This window comes from Streptomyces sp. NBC_01478 (assembly GCF_036227225.1).
Taxonomy (GTDB): Bacteria; Actinomycetota; Actinomycetes; order Streptomycetales; family Streptomycetaceae; genus Streptomyces.
Genome location: NZ_CP109444.1, coordinates 1,713,151 through 1,727,456, shown reverse-complemented (window position 1 = coordinate 1,727,456; position 14,306 = coordinate 1,713,151). Strand labels below are relative to the sequence as shown.

The following is a 14,306-nucleotide window of genomic DNA, read 5'->3' as shown; positions in this document are numbered from 1 at the left end:
CCCACCGACCGTCACTATGACCACGACCCCCCATGGCTCTCTCTACGGATCATGGGAGACTCCCCCTCATGAGCGGCGAAGGGACAACCTCAAGGGCACGACTGGACCGAGGCCGCGGAGCGCTCGGCCCCGCGTTGGAGCTCGTGCACACGGGCCGCGCCCCCACCCGAGCCGTGCTCACCGCGGAGCTGGGCGTGACTCGCGCGACAGCCGGCGCGGTCGCCGCCGAGCTGGAGGCGCTCGGCCTGATCAGGGTCGACGCACGCCCCGGCGCCGCAGCCGGCTCGCAGGGCCGCCCCTCGCACCGCCTCGCGCTCGCCGAGGACGGCCCCGTCGTGCTCGCCGCCCAGGTGCACGCCGACGGATTCCGCGCCGCGCTGGTCGGCCTCGGCGGCCGGATCGTGGCGACCGCGCCCGGCTGCGAGGCCGTGGACGCCGACCCGGCGAAGGTGCTGGGCTCGGTCGTCGAGGCAGGCGCGGATCTGTTGCGCGAGACGGGCCGGCGCTGTGTGGGCGCCGGGCTCGCCGTGCCGTCCGCCGTGGCCGAGCCCGAGGGGCTGGCGCTGAACCCGCTGCACCTGGCCTGGCCCGCGGGTGCGCCGGTGCGGCGGATCTTCGCCGAGTGCGTGCGCGCGGCCGGCATCTCCGGACCGGCGTTCGCGGGCAACGACGTCAACCTCGCCGCGCTCGCCGAGCACCGGCACGGTGCGGGACGCGGCGCCCGCGACCTGCTGTGCGTGGCGACCGGACACCGGGGTGTGGGTGGCGCGCTCGTCCTCGACGGCCGTCTGCACACGGGGAGTTCGGGGCTCGCGCTGGAGGTCGGGCACCTCACCGTCAACCCCGAGGGGCGCCCCTGCTACTGCGGCAGCCGCGGCTGCCTGGACGTCGAGGCCGACCCGCTCGCCCTCCTCACCGCCGCCGGGCGCGAACCCGGCCCCGAGGTGTCCCTGCTCCAGCAGTCCAACGACCTGATCCGCAACCACTACGACGACCCGACCGTCCGGAGGGCCGCCGAAGCCCTCATCGACCGGCTCGGGCTGGGTCTCGCCGGGCTGGTGAACATCCTCAACCCCGACCGGATCATCCTCGGCGGACTCCACCGCACCCTCCTCGACGCCGACCCCGAGCGGCTGCGCGCGGTCGTCGCCGACCGGAGCCTGTGGGGGCAGAGCGGGGGCGTACCGATCCTCGCCTGCACCCTCGACCACAACAGCCTGGTGGGCGCCGCCGAGTTGGCGTGGCAGCCGGTGCTCGACGATCCGCTGGCGGCCCTTTCCTGACCTGGCCGGCGACGGCCGGCAGAAGGAATCGACGAGCCCGTTGGGACCTCGGCACAAGTGGGTCTATCGTCGGAAACCTAAGGCCAGAGGATGGAGGGCGGCCGGTGATGCCGCAGGACGAGGCCGTGATCGGATGCACGGGGAAGGTGATCATCGGAACCCGCGGGAGCGCGGGCCCCGGCGAGATCCTGGTGAGCGTCCGGGGCGGCTCCGAGACCTTTCTCGCCTGGTCGGACGATCCTCTGCCCACGGGGGCCACCGTGCTCGTCATCGAGTCGCGTGGACGGCGTGAAGTGCACGTCATCGAGTGGGTGGATCCATTGGACGCGCTGGGCGGGGATTCCGCCGGCGCTGAGTGAGGAGTACCAGAATGTTCGGTTACCGCGTTCCCGCCCCCGATGAGGCGATGCTGATCTCGGGTGGCAGGCGGGGACTGGGGGGCGCGCCGTTCCGAGTGGTCACGGGGCACGGAAAGTTCGTGCTCCCGGTCTTCCGCAAGACCCGCTTCCTCACGCTGTCGATGTGCGAGGCCGAGGTCACCGAGACCTGTGTGACCCGCCAGGGCATCGCACTGCACGTCCGCGCCGTGATCGCGTTCAAGGTCGGCAACGACACCGAGAGCATCATCAACGCTGGTCAGCGGTTCCTCTCCGACCAGGACCAGATGTCGGTGCTGACCGGCCGCATCTTCGCCGGTCACCTGCGGTCCATCATCGGCTCGATGACGGTCGAGGAGATCGTCACGGAGCGGCAGAAGCTCGCTGCCGAGGTGCTGGACACGTCAAAGGTCGAGATGGCGAAGATCGGTCTGATCGTGGACTCGCTGCAGATCCAGTCGATCGACGACGGCGAGGTCGGCTACATCGAGGCCATGTCCGCGCCGCACAAGGCGGCCATCCAGCGGCAGGCCCAGATCGCCCAGGCCCAGGCCACCCAGGCCTCGGTCGAGGCGGAGCAGGTCGCGGCCCGCAACCAGGCCGAGTACGCCCGGCAGACCGCGGTGGTCAAGGCGGAGTACTCGGCAGAGGTGGACCGCGCCCAGGCGCAGGCCGCGCAGGCCGGACCGCTCGCGCAGGCCCACGCCCAGCAGGAGGTGCTCGCCGCGCAGACCGAACTGGCCCAGCGCCAGGCCGAGTTGCGCCAGCAGCAGCTCGTCGCCGAGATCGTCAAGCCGGCCGAGGCCGAGGCCCAGCGGATCAAGCTGCTCGCCATCGCCGAGGCGGACCGCATGAAGATCCAGGCCGAGGCGGCGGCGTCGTACGACCGGGTCGCGCTGGACCGGATGCTCATCGACCAGCTTCCGCAGATCGTGAAGGAAGCGGCGGGGGGTCTTGCGGGGGCCAATGTCAATGTGCTCAACGGGGCGGACGGGCTCGGGGAGATCGCGGCCGGGCTGGTCTCGCAGGGGCTGACGATCCTGGACTCGGTCCGGGGGAACCTGAGCGGTGCGGACCCCGACGGCCGCCGTCCCGGTGACGAGGTCAAGAACCTGCTCCAGTTGCAGGCGAAGAAGGACGAGAAGAAGAACGACGGGCCGGTCGACCTGGACTAGGCGTTGGTTTGCTGCGGCGCCGTCGTGGCTGGGCGCGCCCGCGCGGCGGTAGCGGCAAATCAAAAACAGCCCCGCGCCCCTTTCGGGGCGCTGCAGCACAGGCCGTCGCCCTACGGCGCCGTGAGGCTCCACAGGGCCGCCACCAGTGGGCGGCGCAGGTCCGTCCGTCGTACGCACAGGCCGATCGGGAACGGTTCCGGTGGCGGGTCCGCCGTGATCACCGTCAGCCGTTCCCGTACGGCACTGCACTCCAGCACCAGCCGGGGCACCACGCCCGTGCCGCAGCCCAGTGCTACCAGGGTCAACAGCCCCTCGTGGCCGTCGGGTTCGCAGGCCACGTCCGGTGTCGTGCCCCGGGTGCGGAACCAGCGGTCGGCCGCCTCGCGGACCAGGCCGCGGTGCGGGAGGACGAACGGGCCGTCGAGCCCCGGATCGGGACGGTCGCGCGCGGTGACCAGGACCAGCTCGGTCACCGCGACCGTCCGGCTCACCAGCGGCTCCGGCAGCCGCGCCGGGATGCCCGCGACCGCCACGTCCACCTCGCCCTCGTCGAGGCGGGCCAGCGCGGCCGCCGCGTCGCCGGTGCGCAGATCGAGCCGTACCTGCGGATGCGCGGCCCGGAAGGGCGCCAACAGGTCGGGCAGCAGCGCCTGGCAGGCGGTCACCGTGGCGAACAGGGCCAGCCTGCCCGTGAGTTCGGCCGGGTCGGGATGCTCCTCGCGGTAGGCGCGCCACAACTCCAGTGCCTGGACGGCGTATTCACGGAAACGGTGACCCTCCGCCGTGAGCGACACCCCGCGCGCGCCACGGTCGAACAGCCGATGCCCGAGGTCGGCTTCCAGCCGCTGCACGGTCCGGGTGAGCGTCGCCGGACTGACATGGCAGTCGAGGCTCGTCCGCCCGAAGTTCAGCGTCTGCGCCAGATGCAGGAAGAGTCGTAGTTCCCGATGGTCATCCCGCATGACGTGACCTGGCCCTTTCACCTTGCGCAACAGCCCGCTGCGAAGGTTGCGCTTGCCGCAACACTCGCCCGGAGCCTACAACTCCACCATGACCTCGACCACGTACACCTCCGCCGTCTTCGCCCTCGAAACGATGGACGTGCCCGGCGGCACGGAGACCATCCTGCGCGGCGGCCGGCACCTCTTCCCGCTGCTCCCGCAGGCCTTCGCCGGTGTCCGCCGCATCGGCGTCATCGGCTGGGGCCCGCAGGGCCGCGCCCAGGCCCGCAACCTGCGCGACTCCCTCGCCGGTACGGACATCCGGGTGAGCGTCGGCCTGCGCCCCGGCTCGGCGTCCGCGGCCGACGCCCGCGCCCACGGCTTCACCGAGGAGGACGGCACGCTCGGCGACTGGCTCGTGGTCACCGCCGACAGCGACCTGGTGATCCTCCTCATCGCGGACGCGGCCCTCGCCGCCCACCACGAGGAGATCTTCGCGGCCCTCAGGCCCGGCGCCACGATCGGCCTCTCGCACGGCTTCCTGCTCGGCCATCTCCGGGAGACCGGCGGGGAGTTCCCGCCCGGACACGGGGTGATCGCCGTCTGCCCCAAGGGCATGGGCGACTCCGTGCGCCGCCTCTACGAACAGGGCGCGGAGATCAACGGCGCCGGCATCAACAGCAGTTACGCCGTCCACGCCGACCCCGACGGCAAGGCCACGGACCGCGCGCTCGGCTGGTCGGTCGCGCTCGGCTCGCCGTACACCTTCCGCACCACCCTGGAGAGCGAGTACCGCTCCGACATCGTCGGCGAACGCGCCATCCTGCTCGGCGCCGTCCACGGCATCGTCGAGAGCCTGTACACGCGCCACCGGCTGGCCGGCGACGACGCGGTGACCGCGTACGAGCGCTCCTGCGAGAACGTCACCGGACCCATCGCCCGCACCATCTCCCAGGCCGGACTCCGCGCCGTCCGCGAGGAGTTGGACCCGGCCGGACGGGAGACCTTCGACCGCGCGTACTCGGCGGCCTACGGCCCCGCCCGCGAGATCGTCGCCGAGATCTACGACGAGGTCGCCGACGGCACCGAGCTGCGCAGCGTCGTCCTGGCCGAACGGCGGCTCGGCGCAGGGGAGATGAGCGGGATCGGCGGTTCACCCATGTGGGCGGCGGGAGCCGAGGTCCGGGCCCGCCGGGCCGAACGGGCCCTGCCCGTCGAGCCGTTCACCGCCGGGGTGTTCGTGGCGACGATGACCGCCCAGGTCGACGAGTTCGCCGAGCGCGGCCACCCCTGGTCCGAGATCGTCAACGAGTCCGTCATCGAGGCGGTCGACTCCCTGCTGCCCTACATGCACGCACGGGACGTGGCCTACATGGTCGACAACTGCTCGCGCACGGCCCGCCTGGGCGCCCGCCGTTGGGGACCGCGCTTCCAGGCGGCCTACGAGCAGATCGCCTACCCGGCGTCCGAACTCCCGCCGGACGAGGCCCTGTTGACGGCCTTCGACACGCACCCCATGCACGAGGCCCTGGCCGCCGCGGCGAAACTGCGGCCGTCCGTGGACATCTCCGTGGCCTGACGGTTCTTTCGGTCGGCTCAGCGCGAGGTGGGGAACGGCAGGGCGTCCTGGTAGGCGTTCACCGGCTTGGCGACCTTCTCGACGGTGACGCCGTCGAGCGCGGCCGTGGCGGAACTCGTCCCCAGGGTTCCGCTCGCGTGCCAGGTCCCGGTGATCGTCACCCAGGTGTTGGCGGCCAGGGCCGGGATGCCGTACACCCGCACCTTGATGGACTGGGCGTCCGCCGCGCAGCACGAGATCATGATCCGGGTCAGATCCCAGTAGGTGGTGCCCTTGTCGGGCGTGACGAACCCGGTCATCCGGACGGTACGGCCCTTGATCGCCCGCGTGCGGTCCTGCTGTACGCGGGTGGTGAAGTCGGTGAGGGTGATCGGCAGCGGTGAGGTCGCGGGCAGCGGGTCGAAGGAGTCCTGCTGGGCGACGGCCTTGGGGGCGGCGCGGGACGCGGTGTAGGCGCCGAGGGCGGGTGGGGCGTAGAAGAGGAGGCTGAGGGCGGGGAGGAAGAGCAGCCAGGCGACGCGGGGCACCTTGGAGTGGTTGTGGCCGCCCACGTGCTCTTCGGCGGGTTCGGTGTGGTCGTGACCTATGTGGCCACGGTCCATGTGGCCGGGGCCCATGTGGTCGTCGTCCGCGTCCGGGTGCTGCCGAGACCGTGACCACGCCTCCGCGATGCCGAGCAGGATCAGCAGGAACCCGGAGACGATGAGCATCGGGCGCATGCTCGGCTTGACGTAGCGCAGGCACAGGTCGGTGAAGAGCGAGGCGTGCAGCAGGCCCAGGCCGCTGAGGACGAGCAGAGTCACCTGGAGGGGGCGTCTCACAGCAGTACGGCTCCGATCAGCGCGCTGGACAGCACCGCGACGACCGTCGTGGCGGCGGAGAAGCGGGCCGCGAAGGCCCGGCCGAACGTGCCTGCCTGGAGGGCGATCAGCTTCAGGTCCACCATGGGGCCGACCACCATGAAAGCGAGCCGGGCGGTGGGGGAGAAGCCCGTGAGCGAGGACGCCACGAAGGCGTCGGCCTCGGAGCAGACCGCGAGGATGATCGCGAGCGCGGCCAGGAACAGCACGGAGAGCCAGGGCGAACCGGCGAAGGTGTCGAGCACCGAGCGCGGTACGGCGACATTGAAGGTCGCCGCCGCCATGGCCCCGATGACGAGGAACCCGCCCGCGTGCAGGAAGTCGTGCTGGAAGCCGGTGCGGAACTCGGTGAAGCGGCTGCGCCCCGGCTCGTGCCCGGTGTGGCGCGCGACCGGTCGCAGCCACTCCTCACGCCCCAGCCAGAGCCACAGCCAGCCCATCACCACGGCGGTCGCGAGCGAGGCGAGAAGCCGGGCCAGCACCATGACGGGGCTGGCGGGAAACGCGATCGCGGTGGCGGTGAGGACGACAGGGTTGATCGCCGGTGCGGACAGCAGGAACGCGAACGCGGCGGCCGGGGTGACCCCGCGCCCGATCAGACTGTTCGCGACCGGCACCGACGCGCACTCACAGCCCGGCAGCACGACCCCCGCGACCCCGGCGACCGGGACGGCGAACACGGCCCGCTTGGGCAGGACCTTCGTGAACACCCGCGCCGGCACGAACGCGTTGATCGCCCCCGACAGCGCCGTACCCAGCAGCAGAAAGGGCAGCGCCTGTGTGGTGATGGCGAGACACACGGTCCGCCACGCCTGCACGGCCGGCGCGTCCAGCCACCGCCCTACGGAGAAGAGCAGCAGCCCCGGAACGACGGCCGCCCCCAGCAACAGCAGCGGCCAGGACCTGGGCCACCCGGACGCCACGACGTCCGCCTCCGCCGCTCTGGGCGGCTCCACTGTCGTCTGCACACGAGCTCCACATGTTCGATGTCCGCGTCGAACATATCGGGCTCCTGTCAGCCCTCGGCGACCGGCTCCGCCGAGGGGGCGTACTGCGCGAGACCGTCACCGAGCGACCAGTCGACCGACTCGTTCTCGGTCACGGTGACGAACACGTTCCGGGGCTCGGTGCCCGCGTATGCCCGGGCGAGTTCGGCGATCCGCCGGTACAGCGCCCGCTTCAGCTCAGGCTGGCGTCCGGAGCGCATCGTGATCGCGACGAACACGATGCCCTCGTCGCGGTGCACACCGAGATGGTCGCCGTACCGGAGCGTGCTGCGGGCGCCGTCGTGACCGACCAGGACCTGGAAGCGGTCGTCGTCCGGAATCCCGATCGTCTCCACCAGAGCGTCGTGCACGGCACGGCCGAGCGCGTCGAGCCGCGCGGGGTCGGCGTACAGCGCGTCGATACGGACGAAGGGCATGCGGTGTCTCCTCAACCTCTCTTGGCGTCAGGCGACTTCAGCTCCGCCGGCCGCCCTCACCGCCACTCCACGGCGAACGCCCGCGCCGGGTTCTCCCGGAACACGCGCCCCACCAGTTCCTCCCCCAGCTCCACCGCGAGCCGTGGCCCCACCCGCCGCAGCAGATACGGCATCCCCGGACCGCCGTCCACCGAGCGCGCGCCGGCGACCACCGTGTCGCCGCCGAGCAGCAGGCGGTCGCCGAAGCCGGCGTCGGCAAGGGCGCGGACCGCTTCGGGCATGTGCCAGTCCGTGGTGTGGTGGGTGCGGGACGGACCGTCGAAGGCCAGGTAGGCGCCCGCCTCGGCGGCCTGGCGGTGGACCGTGAGGTCGGGGGAGCGGTTGAGGTGGCCGAGGATCACCCGGTGCGGTTCGACGCCCAACTCCCCGCACAGCAGGTCGAGTACGTCGAGCGCGCCCGTGCCCAGCTCCAGGTGGACGGCGATCGGCGCGCCCGTCGCCTGGTGGGCCTCGGCCGCGGCGGTCATGGTCCAGCGGGCGTGTGCGTCGAGGCCGTGGAAGCCGCCCGCGACCTTGATGAGACCGGCGCGGACCCCGGACGGGCCGATGCCTTCGGTGAGTTCGGAGACGAAGGTCCCGGCCAGGCCGCCCCGCAGACTCTCCAGCAACTCCGGTCTGTAGTGCGCCATTTGGTGCAACCCGGTCGCGCAGACCACATGCACCCCCGTGGACCGGGACAGCAGCGGCAGATCGGCGACCCGCCGCCCCATCCCGTACGGCGTCCACTGCACGACACCGCCCCCACCTACGGCCCGGAACGCGGCCAGCTCGGCCCGCGCGGCCGAGGCGTCCTCCAGCTCCTGGCCCGGGAGTTGAGGGCTGCGGAGAAAGAGATGGTCGTGCGCGTCGCACACCCCCAGCTCACCGGGGTCCACATCCCCCAGCACCGTACGGACGACGCCGACTCCCCTCACCACTGCCGGCCGCGCGGCAACGCGTCCCGCCCCGGCGCCGAGACGTGCAGCACCTGGAAGACGTCCCCTTCCGCCTTCGGCGCGTCGTGCTCCCAGAGCGAGAAGTGGACCAGCTCCCACCTGTGCGGATCGACGGCCGCCGCCGCGAGCACCGCACCGTCCTCCCCGGCCAGCCGCCGGGTCTCGTCCACCGCCTCCTCCATGATGGCGGTCAACTCCCCACCCTCCGGTATCCGTTGGCGCCGGCGGACGGCGACAGCGGCGGGGGAACCGGCGCCGCCGCCCTCCTCGTACGCCAGACCCGTCCACCGCACCACCTCGGGTCGCCCGAAGTCGTCGACGAGGCGCTGGAAAGCGCCGCCCCAGAGGAAGCGGTTCATGCCCTCCACCGTGTTCCACAGATAGAACGGCGCGTACTGATTGACCGGCGAACCGTGCACCCCGCGCTCACGCAGCAGATACACCTTGAAACCAAGTCCGTCCCAGTCGTCGAGCAGATGCCCGACCCGCGCGACCCGGCCCCGGATGACACCCATGTCGTAGTCGGCGGGCAAGGTCAGTCCGTACTGCATGGCGTGCATCAAGTGTCCCCTCAGGCCGGGTAGTTCGCAGGGTCGACGTGTTCGTACCAGCAGGCGGTGGTGCCGTCCTCGGCGGCCTCGACGACCGCGAGGTGCGTCATGAACGTGCGCGGCGCGGCACCGTGCCAGTGCCACTCGTCCGGTTCGATCCACACGGTGTCGCCCGCCCGGATCGACTCGACGGCACCACCCTTGCGCTGCACCAGACCCTCGCCCTCGGTCACGTGCAGCACCTGGCCGTGCGGGTGCGTATGCCATGCCGTGTGCGCGCCCGGCGTGAAGTGCACGCTGAACACCCGTATCCGGGACGGCGGTTCGGGCGCGGCGAGCTCGTCGAGCCACACCGTGCCGGTGAAGTTCTCGGCCGGACCCTGCCGGGTGTCGGGGTGCTTCCTGGTGATCTGCACGTACCTGAACTCCTATCGGGGAGACACGGGAGATGTGGGGGAGGCGAGGGAGAGCAGGGCGAGCAGCCCCCGGACGCTCGCGTCGAAGGCGGCCGGCGACCCGGACGCGCGGGCCAGCACATAACCGCCCTGCACGGTCGCGAGGATCGTCGCGGCGATCTCCTCACCGTCCAGCTCCGGCCCGAACTGCCCCTGTTCCTTGCCCTCTTCGACGATCCCGGCGAGCCGCTCACGGATCGCGTCGAGCGCCGCGTCCACCGGCTCGCGCAGCTCGGCACTGGCGATCACGTCCGGATCCATCGTCAGCCGCCCGACCGGACACCCGCGCAACACATCGCGCTCGCGCCGCAGATACGCCTCGATCCGCTCGTACGGCGTGCCCGGCCCGTCGAGTACGCCCGCGGCGGTGGCCGACAACTCCTCGGCCGTCCGCCGGATCGCCGCCAGCGCCAGCTCCGGCTTGCCCTTGAAGTGGTGGTACATGCTGCCCTGCCCGGCGCCCGCCCGCTCCAGGATCGCCTTGGGGCTGGTGCCGACGTAACCGCGCTCCCACAACAGCTCGCGAGTGGACTCGATCAGTCGCTCCGGGGTGCTCATGCGGCCACTGTACATACTAGTAGTTACAGAAGTCGAGGACATAGGGAGCAGCCGGAACGACCCCTCGTACTCCCCGGGAGGTACACACACTGCCGCTGGCCGTACGACGACCCGGACCCCTCCCCGGAGCCAGTCTCGATACATCACAGCAAGGGAGCCCACAGAGGGCTCAAGGCTCCTGGGAGATGAATCGACATGCAGACTCTGGCGAACTGGAACGGCGGCGGCCCCGGCCCGTGGATCCTGTTCCTCCCGCTGATCTGGGCGGCCGTGGTGGTCGGCGTGGTGACGGTCCTGCGCCGCACCGCCTGGCGCGGGCGCGGTCGTGGCGGACCGTGGCGCGCGATGGCCGACCCCCGCCCCACCGGCGACTCCCCGCTGGCCGTCCTCGGCCGCCGCTTCGCCTCCGGCGAGATCGACGAGGACGAGTACTGGCGCCGCCTGTCCGTCCTGGACGAGCAGTTCGGCCGGGTCGGCAAGGGAGGCGGCCCGGCATGACCACCGCGACCACCACCCGCACGGCCGCGCGGGTCGTCGACGCCGTCAAGGTCTACGGCGTCGGCGACACCGCCGTACGCGCCCTGGACGGGGTGAGCGTCGACTTCCCGGCCGGCCGCTTCACCGCGATCATGGGCCCCTCGGGCTCCGGCAAATCCACCTTGATGCACTGCGCGGCCGGACTCGACACCCTCACCTCCGGCGCCGCCCACATCGGCGACACGGAACTCGGCGCGCTCGACGACCGGCGCCTCACCCTCCTCCGCCGCGACCGCGTCGGCTTCGTCTTCCAGGCCTTCAACCTGATCCCCACGCTGACCGTCGCGGAGAACATCACCCTGCCGTTGGACCTCTCCGGAGCCAGGGGCGACCAGGAGTGGATCGACGAGCTCATCGACATCGTCGGTCTCCGCGACCGCCTCCACCACCGCCCCTCGGAACTCTCCGGCGGCCAGCAGCAACGCGTCGCCGTGGCAAGGGCGTTCGCCGGCCGCCCCGAGGTCGTCTTCGCCGACGAACCGACCGGCAACCTGGACTCCCGCTCCGGCGGCGAGGTTCTCGGCCTGCTCCGCCGTGCCGTACGGCAGACGGACCGCACGGTCGTGATGGTGACCCACGACCCGGTGGCCGCCGCCCACGCGGACGAGGTCGTCTTCCTCGCCGACGGACGACTGGTGGACCGTATGGAATCCCCCACGGCCGACAAGGTGTTGGACCGCCTCAAGGCCTTCGAGGTGAGGTCGTGAACGCGTCCGTGCGCCTGAGCATGTCCTCCCTGCGAGCCCACAAAAGACGCTTCGCCGGCACGTTCCTCGCCGTGTTCCTCGGGGTCGCCTTCCTCGCCGGGACCCTCGTCATGGGCGACACCCTGCGCGCCAACTTCGACACCATGTTCGGCGACGCGACCAGCGGCACGGACGCCGTGGTCCGCAGCGCCGACGCCATCACGGCACCCGGCGAGAGCCAGGGCGTGCGGCAACCGGTGAGCACGGCCTTGGTGAAGACCCTCGACCAGGTCCCCGGCGTCGCGGCCGCCGCCCCCAGCATCCAGGGCGCGGGCCAACTCGTCGGCTCCAACGGTGAAGCCATCGGCGGCAAGGGCCCGCCCACCCTGGCCGGCAACTGGATCACCGACCCGGAACTCAACCCGTACCGCCTCGCCGAAGGCCGCGCCCCGGCCAGGTCCGGCGAGGTCGTCGTCAACCAAGGTGCCGCCGACAAAGGCCACTTGAAGCTCGGCGACACGACGACCCTGCGCACCCCCGACCCCGTCAAGGTGACGATCGTCGGCCTCGCGACCTTCGGCGGCGAGGACGGCATGGCGCAGGTGACGTTCACCGGGATGACACAGGCCGATGCCGAGAAGTACCTCACCGCGAGGCCGGGCGAGGCATCGACCATCAGCGTGCGCGCGGGCCCCGGCATCAGCCAACGCCAACTGGTCGACCGCCTGACTCCCCACCTCCCGAAGGGAGTTGAGGCGATCACCGGTCAACAGTCGGCCCAAGAGAACACAGACATGATTTCGTCCCAGTTCCTCACCGTCTTCACCACGTTCCTGCTGGTGTTCTCCGGCATCGCCCTGCTGGTGGCGACCTTCTCCATCCACAACACCTTCGCGATCGTCATCGCCCAACGCACCCGCGAGAACGCCCTGTTGCGGGCTCTGGGAGCCTCCCGCCGCCAGGTGGCGGCGGCCACCGTCACCGAGGCGAGTGTCGTCGCGGTGACCGCCTCGGCGGCCGGACTGGCGGGCGGCATCGGGGTCGCGGCCGGACTGAAGCTGCTGTTCCCGGCCATCGGATTCCCGTTCCCCGAGGGCGACTTGGTGATCCGGGCGCTCTCCATGGCCCTGCCCCTGGCGGTAGGAATCGTCGTCTGCCTGGGCTCCGCCCTCATGCCCGCAGTCCGAGCCGGCCGCACCGCGCCCCTGGCCGCACTGCGCGAGACGATGGTGGACCAGTCCGGTGCGTCCCGCGCCCGAGCGGTGACCGGAGCAACCCTCGCACTCCTTGCGGTCGCCGCCACCCTCACCGGCGTACTGGTCTCACCATCCCTGCTGCTGGCGGGACTTGGGGCAGCACTGGCCCTGATCGCCTTCGTAGTCCTCGGCCCCGTGGCCTCCTCCACGGCGGTACGCGTACTGGGCAGCCCCCTCGACCGGCTGCGTGGTGTCACCGGCAGCCTCGCAAGGCGCAACGCCCTGCGCAGCCCTCGCCGGACGGCCGCCACCGCGAGCGCGCTGATGATCGGGGTGGCCGTGGTGTCGCTGTTCACCGTCTTCGGCGCCTCGTTGAAGGCGACGATGGACCAGACGGTGTCCCGGTCCTTCGCCGGTGACGTAGCCGTCAGCACCCCGTCCTTCGGCGCGGGCGGCAGCGGACTGAGCCCCCGACTCGCCGGGGCGATAAGCCAGTTGCCCGAGGTGGACACGGCAGTGGGACTCGGCCGCGGAGTAGCCGAAGTGAACGGCAAGGGACGGGCGTTGACGGTCACGAACCCCACCGCCCTGGCCCGCACCTTCGACCTGGGCAGGATCCAGGGCTCCCTCCGCGACCTGGGCACGGACGGCATGGCCATCACCAGGACAGAGGCCGACCGCCAGCACCTCACCACCGGCAGCAAGGCCCAACTCACCTTCACCGACGGCAAGAAACAGACCTTCACCGTCCGCGCGGTCTACGGCCGTTCCGAACTCGCAGGCGACTACGTCATCACCCGCACCGCCTGGGCCCCCCACCGCACCCAGGACTCCGACACGCTGGTGGCCGTCTCCTTCAAGAACGGCGTGAACACGGCCGAGGGCAAGGCGGCCGTCCAGAAGACCGCAGCACGCTACGGCAACCCACAAGTCCAGACCCGCCACGAATACGCGCAGTCCTCGGCCGGAGGCATCGACATGATGCTGACCCTCGTCTACGCCCTGCTAGCCCTGGCGGTCCTGATCGCCCTCCTCGGCATCGCCAACACGCTGACCCTGGCGATCCACGAACGCACCCGCGAACTGGGCCTGTTGAGGGCGGTAGGCCAGACCCGTTCCCAACTCCGGGCGATGGTCCGCTGGGAGTCGGTCCTGCTGGCCGCCTTCGGCACGGTCGGCGGCCTCGCCCTGGGTGTCTTCCTGGGCTGGGTCCTGGTCAAGGCCTCGGACGGCGCGAGCGACAGTGCCTTCGCCTTCGCGATCCCACCCGTACAACTCGTCGCGGTGGCCCTGGTAGGCGTAGCGGCAGGGGCACTTGCGGGCCTGCGCCCAGCACGACGGGCGGCACGCCTGGACGTACTGAGGGCGATCGCCACCGAGTGATCAGATACCGCCAGCGAAACTCACGGCGTTCAGCCAGTCCCGGGCGAGGGCCCACCAAGTCGGTCTGTCCCCACGCGCCGGCCGAGAGGGAGCCGCAGGGGCGCGCCGGTGTCGAGAGGCCGAGCACGGTCGGCCTCTCGACACCGGCTTCCAGCGCCCCGAAGGCGACCGAACCAAAAGAGGTGCGCGCGGGCACTGGCCAACACCGGCCCGGTATCAACTTGACCAACACCGCCCAGCTACAAGGCACTTACCCACCCCGGACCAAGCCCCCCCACGCCCCACCCCCACTCCCACCCCACCCCAA

The 14,306-nt window shown here is 71.4% G+C and carries 15 protein-coding genes; 7 read left to right on the top strand and 8 right to left on the bottom strand.

The genetic code is table 11. The features are described 5' to 3' along the window. Window positions 1-32 precede the first annotated feature (32 nt). From OG223_RS07835 to OG223_RS07825, 3 genes are all read left to right on the top strand, one after another. Window positions 33-1,283: an ROK family protein gene (locus OG223_RS07835; RefSeq protein WP_443073695.1), complete on the top strand. Its 1,251-nt coding sequence runs from the start codon at window positions 33-35 to the stop codon at window positions 1,281-1,283. A 107-nt stretch (window positions 1,284-1,390) separates the two neighbouring features. Beyond that, on the top strand, window positions 1,391-1,642 hold the full coding sequence (locus OG223_RS07830; protein ID WP_329244310.1) for a hypothetical protein: 252 nt from the start codon (window positions 1,391-1,393) through the stop codon (window positions 1,640-1,642). 11 nt (window positions 1,643-1,653) lie between these two features. Further along, a complete protein-coding gene (locus OG223_RS07825; RefSeq protein ID WP_019058116.1) occupies window positions 1,654-2,835 on the top strand; it encodes an SPFH domain-containing protein in 1,182 nt (393 codons plus the stop codon). A 110-nt stretch (window positions 2,836-2,945) separates the two neighbouring features. On the opposite strand, the gene ilvY is transcribed toward OG223_RS07825, so the two are convergent. Next, window positions 2,946-3,797 carry an HTH-type transcriptional activator IlvY gene (ilvY, locus tag OG223_RS07820; protein ID WP_329244305.1) on the bottom strand — a complete coding sequence of 284 codons (852 nt, stop codon included), beginning with the start codon at window positions 3,795-3,797 and terminating at the stop codon, window positions 2,946-2,948. 88 nt (window positions 3,798-3,885) lie between these two features. Here ilvY and OG223_RS07815 point away from each other — a divergent pair, with 88 nt between their 5' ends. Further along, entirely contained in the window at window positions 3,886-5,355 is a 1,470-nt protein-coding gene (locus OG223_RS07815; protein WP_329244302.1) for a ketol-acid reductoisomerase, read from the top strand. A gap of 17 nt (window positions 5,356-5,372) precedes the next feature. On the opposite strand, the gene OG223_RS07810 is transcribed toward OG223_RS07815, so the two are convergent. Genes OG223_RS07810 through OG223_RS07780 form a run of 7 tightly spaced genes read right to left on the bottom strand, consistent with a single transcriptional unit; the run spans window position 5,373 to window position 10,197 of the window. Further along, window positions 5,373-6,176, bottom strand: a complete 804-nt coding sequence (locus OG223_RS07810; protein ID WP_329244299.1) for a TIGR03943 family putative permease subunit — start codon at window positions 6,174-6,176, stop codon at window positions 5,373-5,375. Further along, window positions 6,173-7,183: a permease gene (locus OG223_RS07805; protein WP_329244297.1), complete on the bottom strand. Its 1,011-nt coding sequence runs from the start codon at window positions 7,181-7,183 to the stop codon at window positions 6,173-6,175. The genes OG223_RS07810 and OG223_RS07805 overlap by 4 nt, the downstream gene beginning before the upstream one ends. Before the next feature lie 47 nt (window positions 7,184-7,230). After that, entirely contained in the window at window positions 7,231-7,638 is a 408-nt protein-coding gene (locus OG223_RS07800) for a tautomerase family protein (RefSeq protein ID WP_329244295.1), read from the bottom strand. 56 nt (window positions 7,639-7,694) lie between these two features. Further along, window positions 7,695-8,573 (bottom strand): phosphotriesterase family protein, encoded by an 879-nt coding sequence (locus OG223_RS07795; RefSeq protein WP_443073694.1) that lies wholly within the window; start codon window positions 8,571-8,573, stop codon window positions 7,695-7,697. A gap of 35 nt (window positions 8,574-8,608) precedes the next feature. Next, window positions 8,609-9,193, bottom strand: a complete 585-nt coding sequence (locus OG223_RS07790; RefSeq protein WP_329244290.1) for a DUF4865 family protein — start codon at window positions 9,191-9,193, stop codon at window positions 8,609-8,611. Between the two features lie 11 nt (window positions 9,194-9,204). Beyond that, the gene (locus OG223_RS07785; RefSeq protein WP_329244287.1) at window positions 9,205-9,600 is read right to left on the bottom strand and encodes a (R)-mandelonitrile lyase; all 396 of its coding nucleotides are present in this window, start codon (window positions 9,598-9,600) and stop codon (window positions 9,205-9,207) included. A gap of 12 nt (window positions 9,601-9,612) precedes the next feature. Then, on the bottom strand, window positions 9,613-10,197 hold the full coding sequence (locus tag OG223_RS07780) for a TetR/AcrR family transcriptional regulator (RefSeq protein ID WP_329244284.1): 585 nt from the start codon (window positions 10,195-10,197) through the stop codon (window positions 9,613-9,615). A gap of 195 nt (window positions 10,198-10,392) precedes the next feature. Between OG223_RS07780 and OG223_RS07775 the strand changes: the two genes are divergently transcribed. The 3 genes from OG223_RS07775 to OG223_RS07765 are packed head-to-tail and all read left to right on the top strand — an operon-like array spanning window position 10,393 to window position 13,999. Next, entirely contained in the window at window positions 10,393-10,695 is a 303-nt protein-coding gene (locus tag OG223_RS07775) for an SHOCT domain-containing protein (protein ID WP_329244281.1), read from the top strand. Then, window positions 10,692-11,441, top strand: coding sequence for an ABC transporter ATP-binding protein (locus OG223_RS07770; RefSeq protein WP_329244279.1), 750 nt, complete (start codon window positions 10,692-10,694; stop codon window positions 11,439-11,441). The genes OG223_RS07775 and OG223_RS07770 overlap by 4 nt, the downstream gene beginning before the upstream one ends. After that, window positions 11,438-13,999 (top strand): ABC transporter permease, encoded by a 2,562-nt coding sequence (locus OG223_RS07765; protein WP_329244276.1) that lies wholly within the window; start codon window positions 11,438-11,440, stop codon window positions 13,997-13,999. Before OG223_RS07770 ends, OG223_RS07765 begins: the two co-directional genes overlap by 4 nt. Window positions 14,000-14,306: the final 307 nt, after the last annotated feature.

Coding starts and splice junctions, on each gene's coding strand:
- OG223_RS07790 (WP_329244290.1), bottom strand. CDS start 9,193: ATGCACGCCATGCAGTACGGACTGACCTTGCCCGCCGACTACGACATG.
- OG223_RS07770 (WP_329244279.1), top strand. CDS start 10,692: ATGACCACCGCGACCACCACCCGCACGGCCGCGCGGGTCGTCGACGCC.
- OG223_RS07800 (WP_329244295.1), bottom strand. CDS start 7,638: ATGCCCTTCGTCCGTATCGACGCGCTGTACGCCGACCCCGCGCGGCTC.
- OG223_RS07815 (WP_329244302.1), top strand. CDS start 3,886: ATGACCTCGACCACGTACACCTCCGCCGTCTTCGCCCTCGAAACGATG.
- ilvY (WP_329244305.1), bottom strand. CDS start 3,797: ATGCGGGATGACCATCGGGAACTACGACTCTTCCTGCATCTGGCGCAG.
- OG223_RS07780 (WP_329244284.1), bottom strand. CDS start 10,197: ATGAGCACCCCGGAGCGACTGATCGAGTCCACTCGCGAGCTGTTGTGG.
- OG223_RS07775 (WP_329244281.1), top strand. CDS start 10,393: ATGCAGACTCTGGCGAACTGGAACGGCGGCGGCCCCGGCCCGTGGATC.
- OG223_RS07835 (WP_443073695.1), top strand. CDS start 33: ATGGCTCTCTCTACGGATCATGGGAGACTCCCCCTCATGAGCGGCGAA.
- OG223_RS07830 (WP_329244310.1), top strand. CDS start 1,391: ATGCCGCAGGACGAGGCCGTGATCGGATGCACGGGGAAGGTGATCATC.
- OG223_RS07825 (WP_019058116.1), top strand. CDS start 1,654: ATGTTCGGTTACCGCGTTCCCGCCCCCGATGAGGCGATGCTGATCTCG.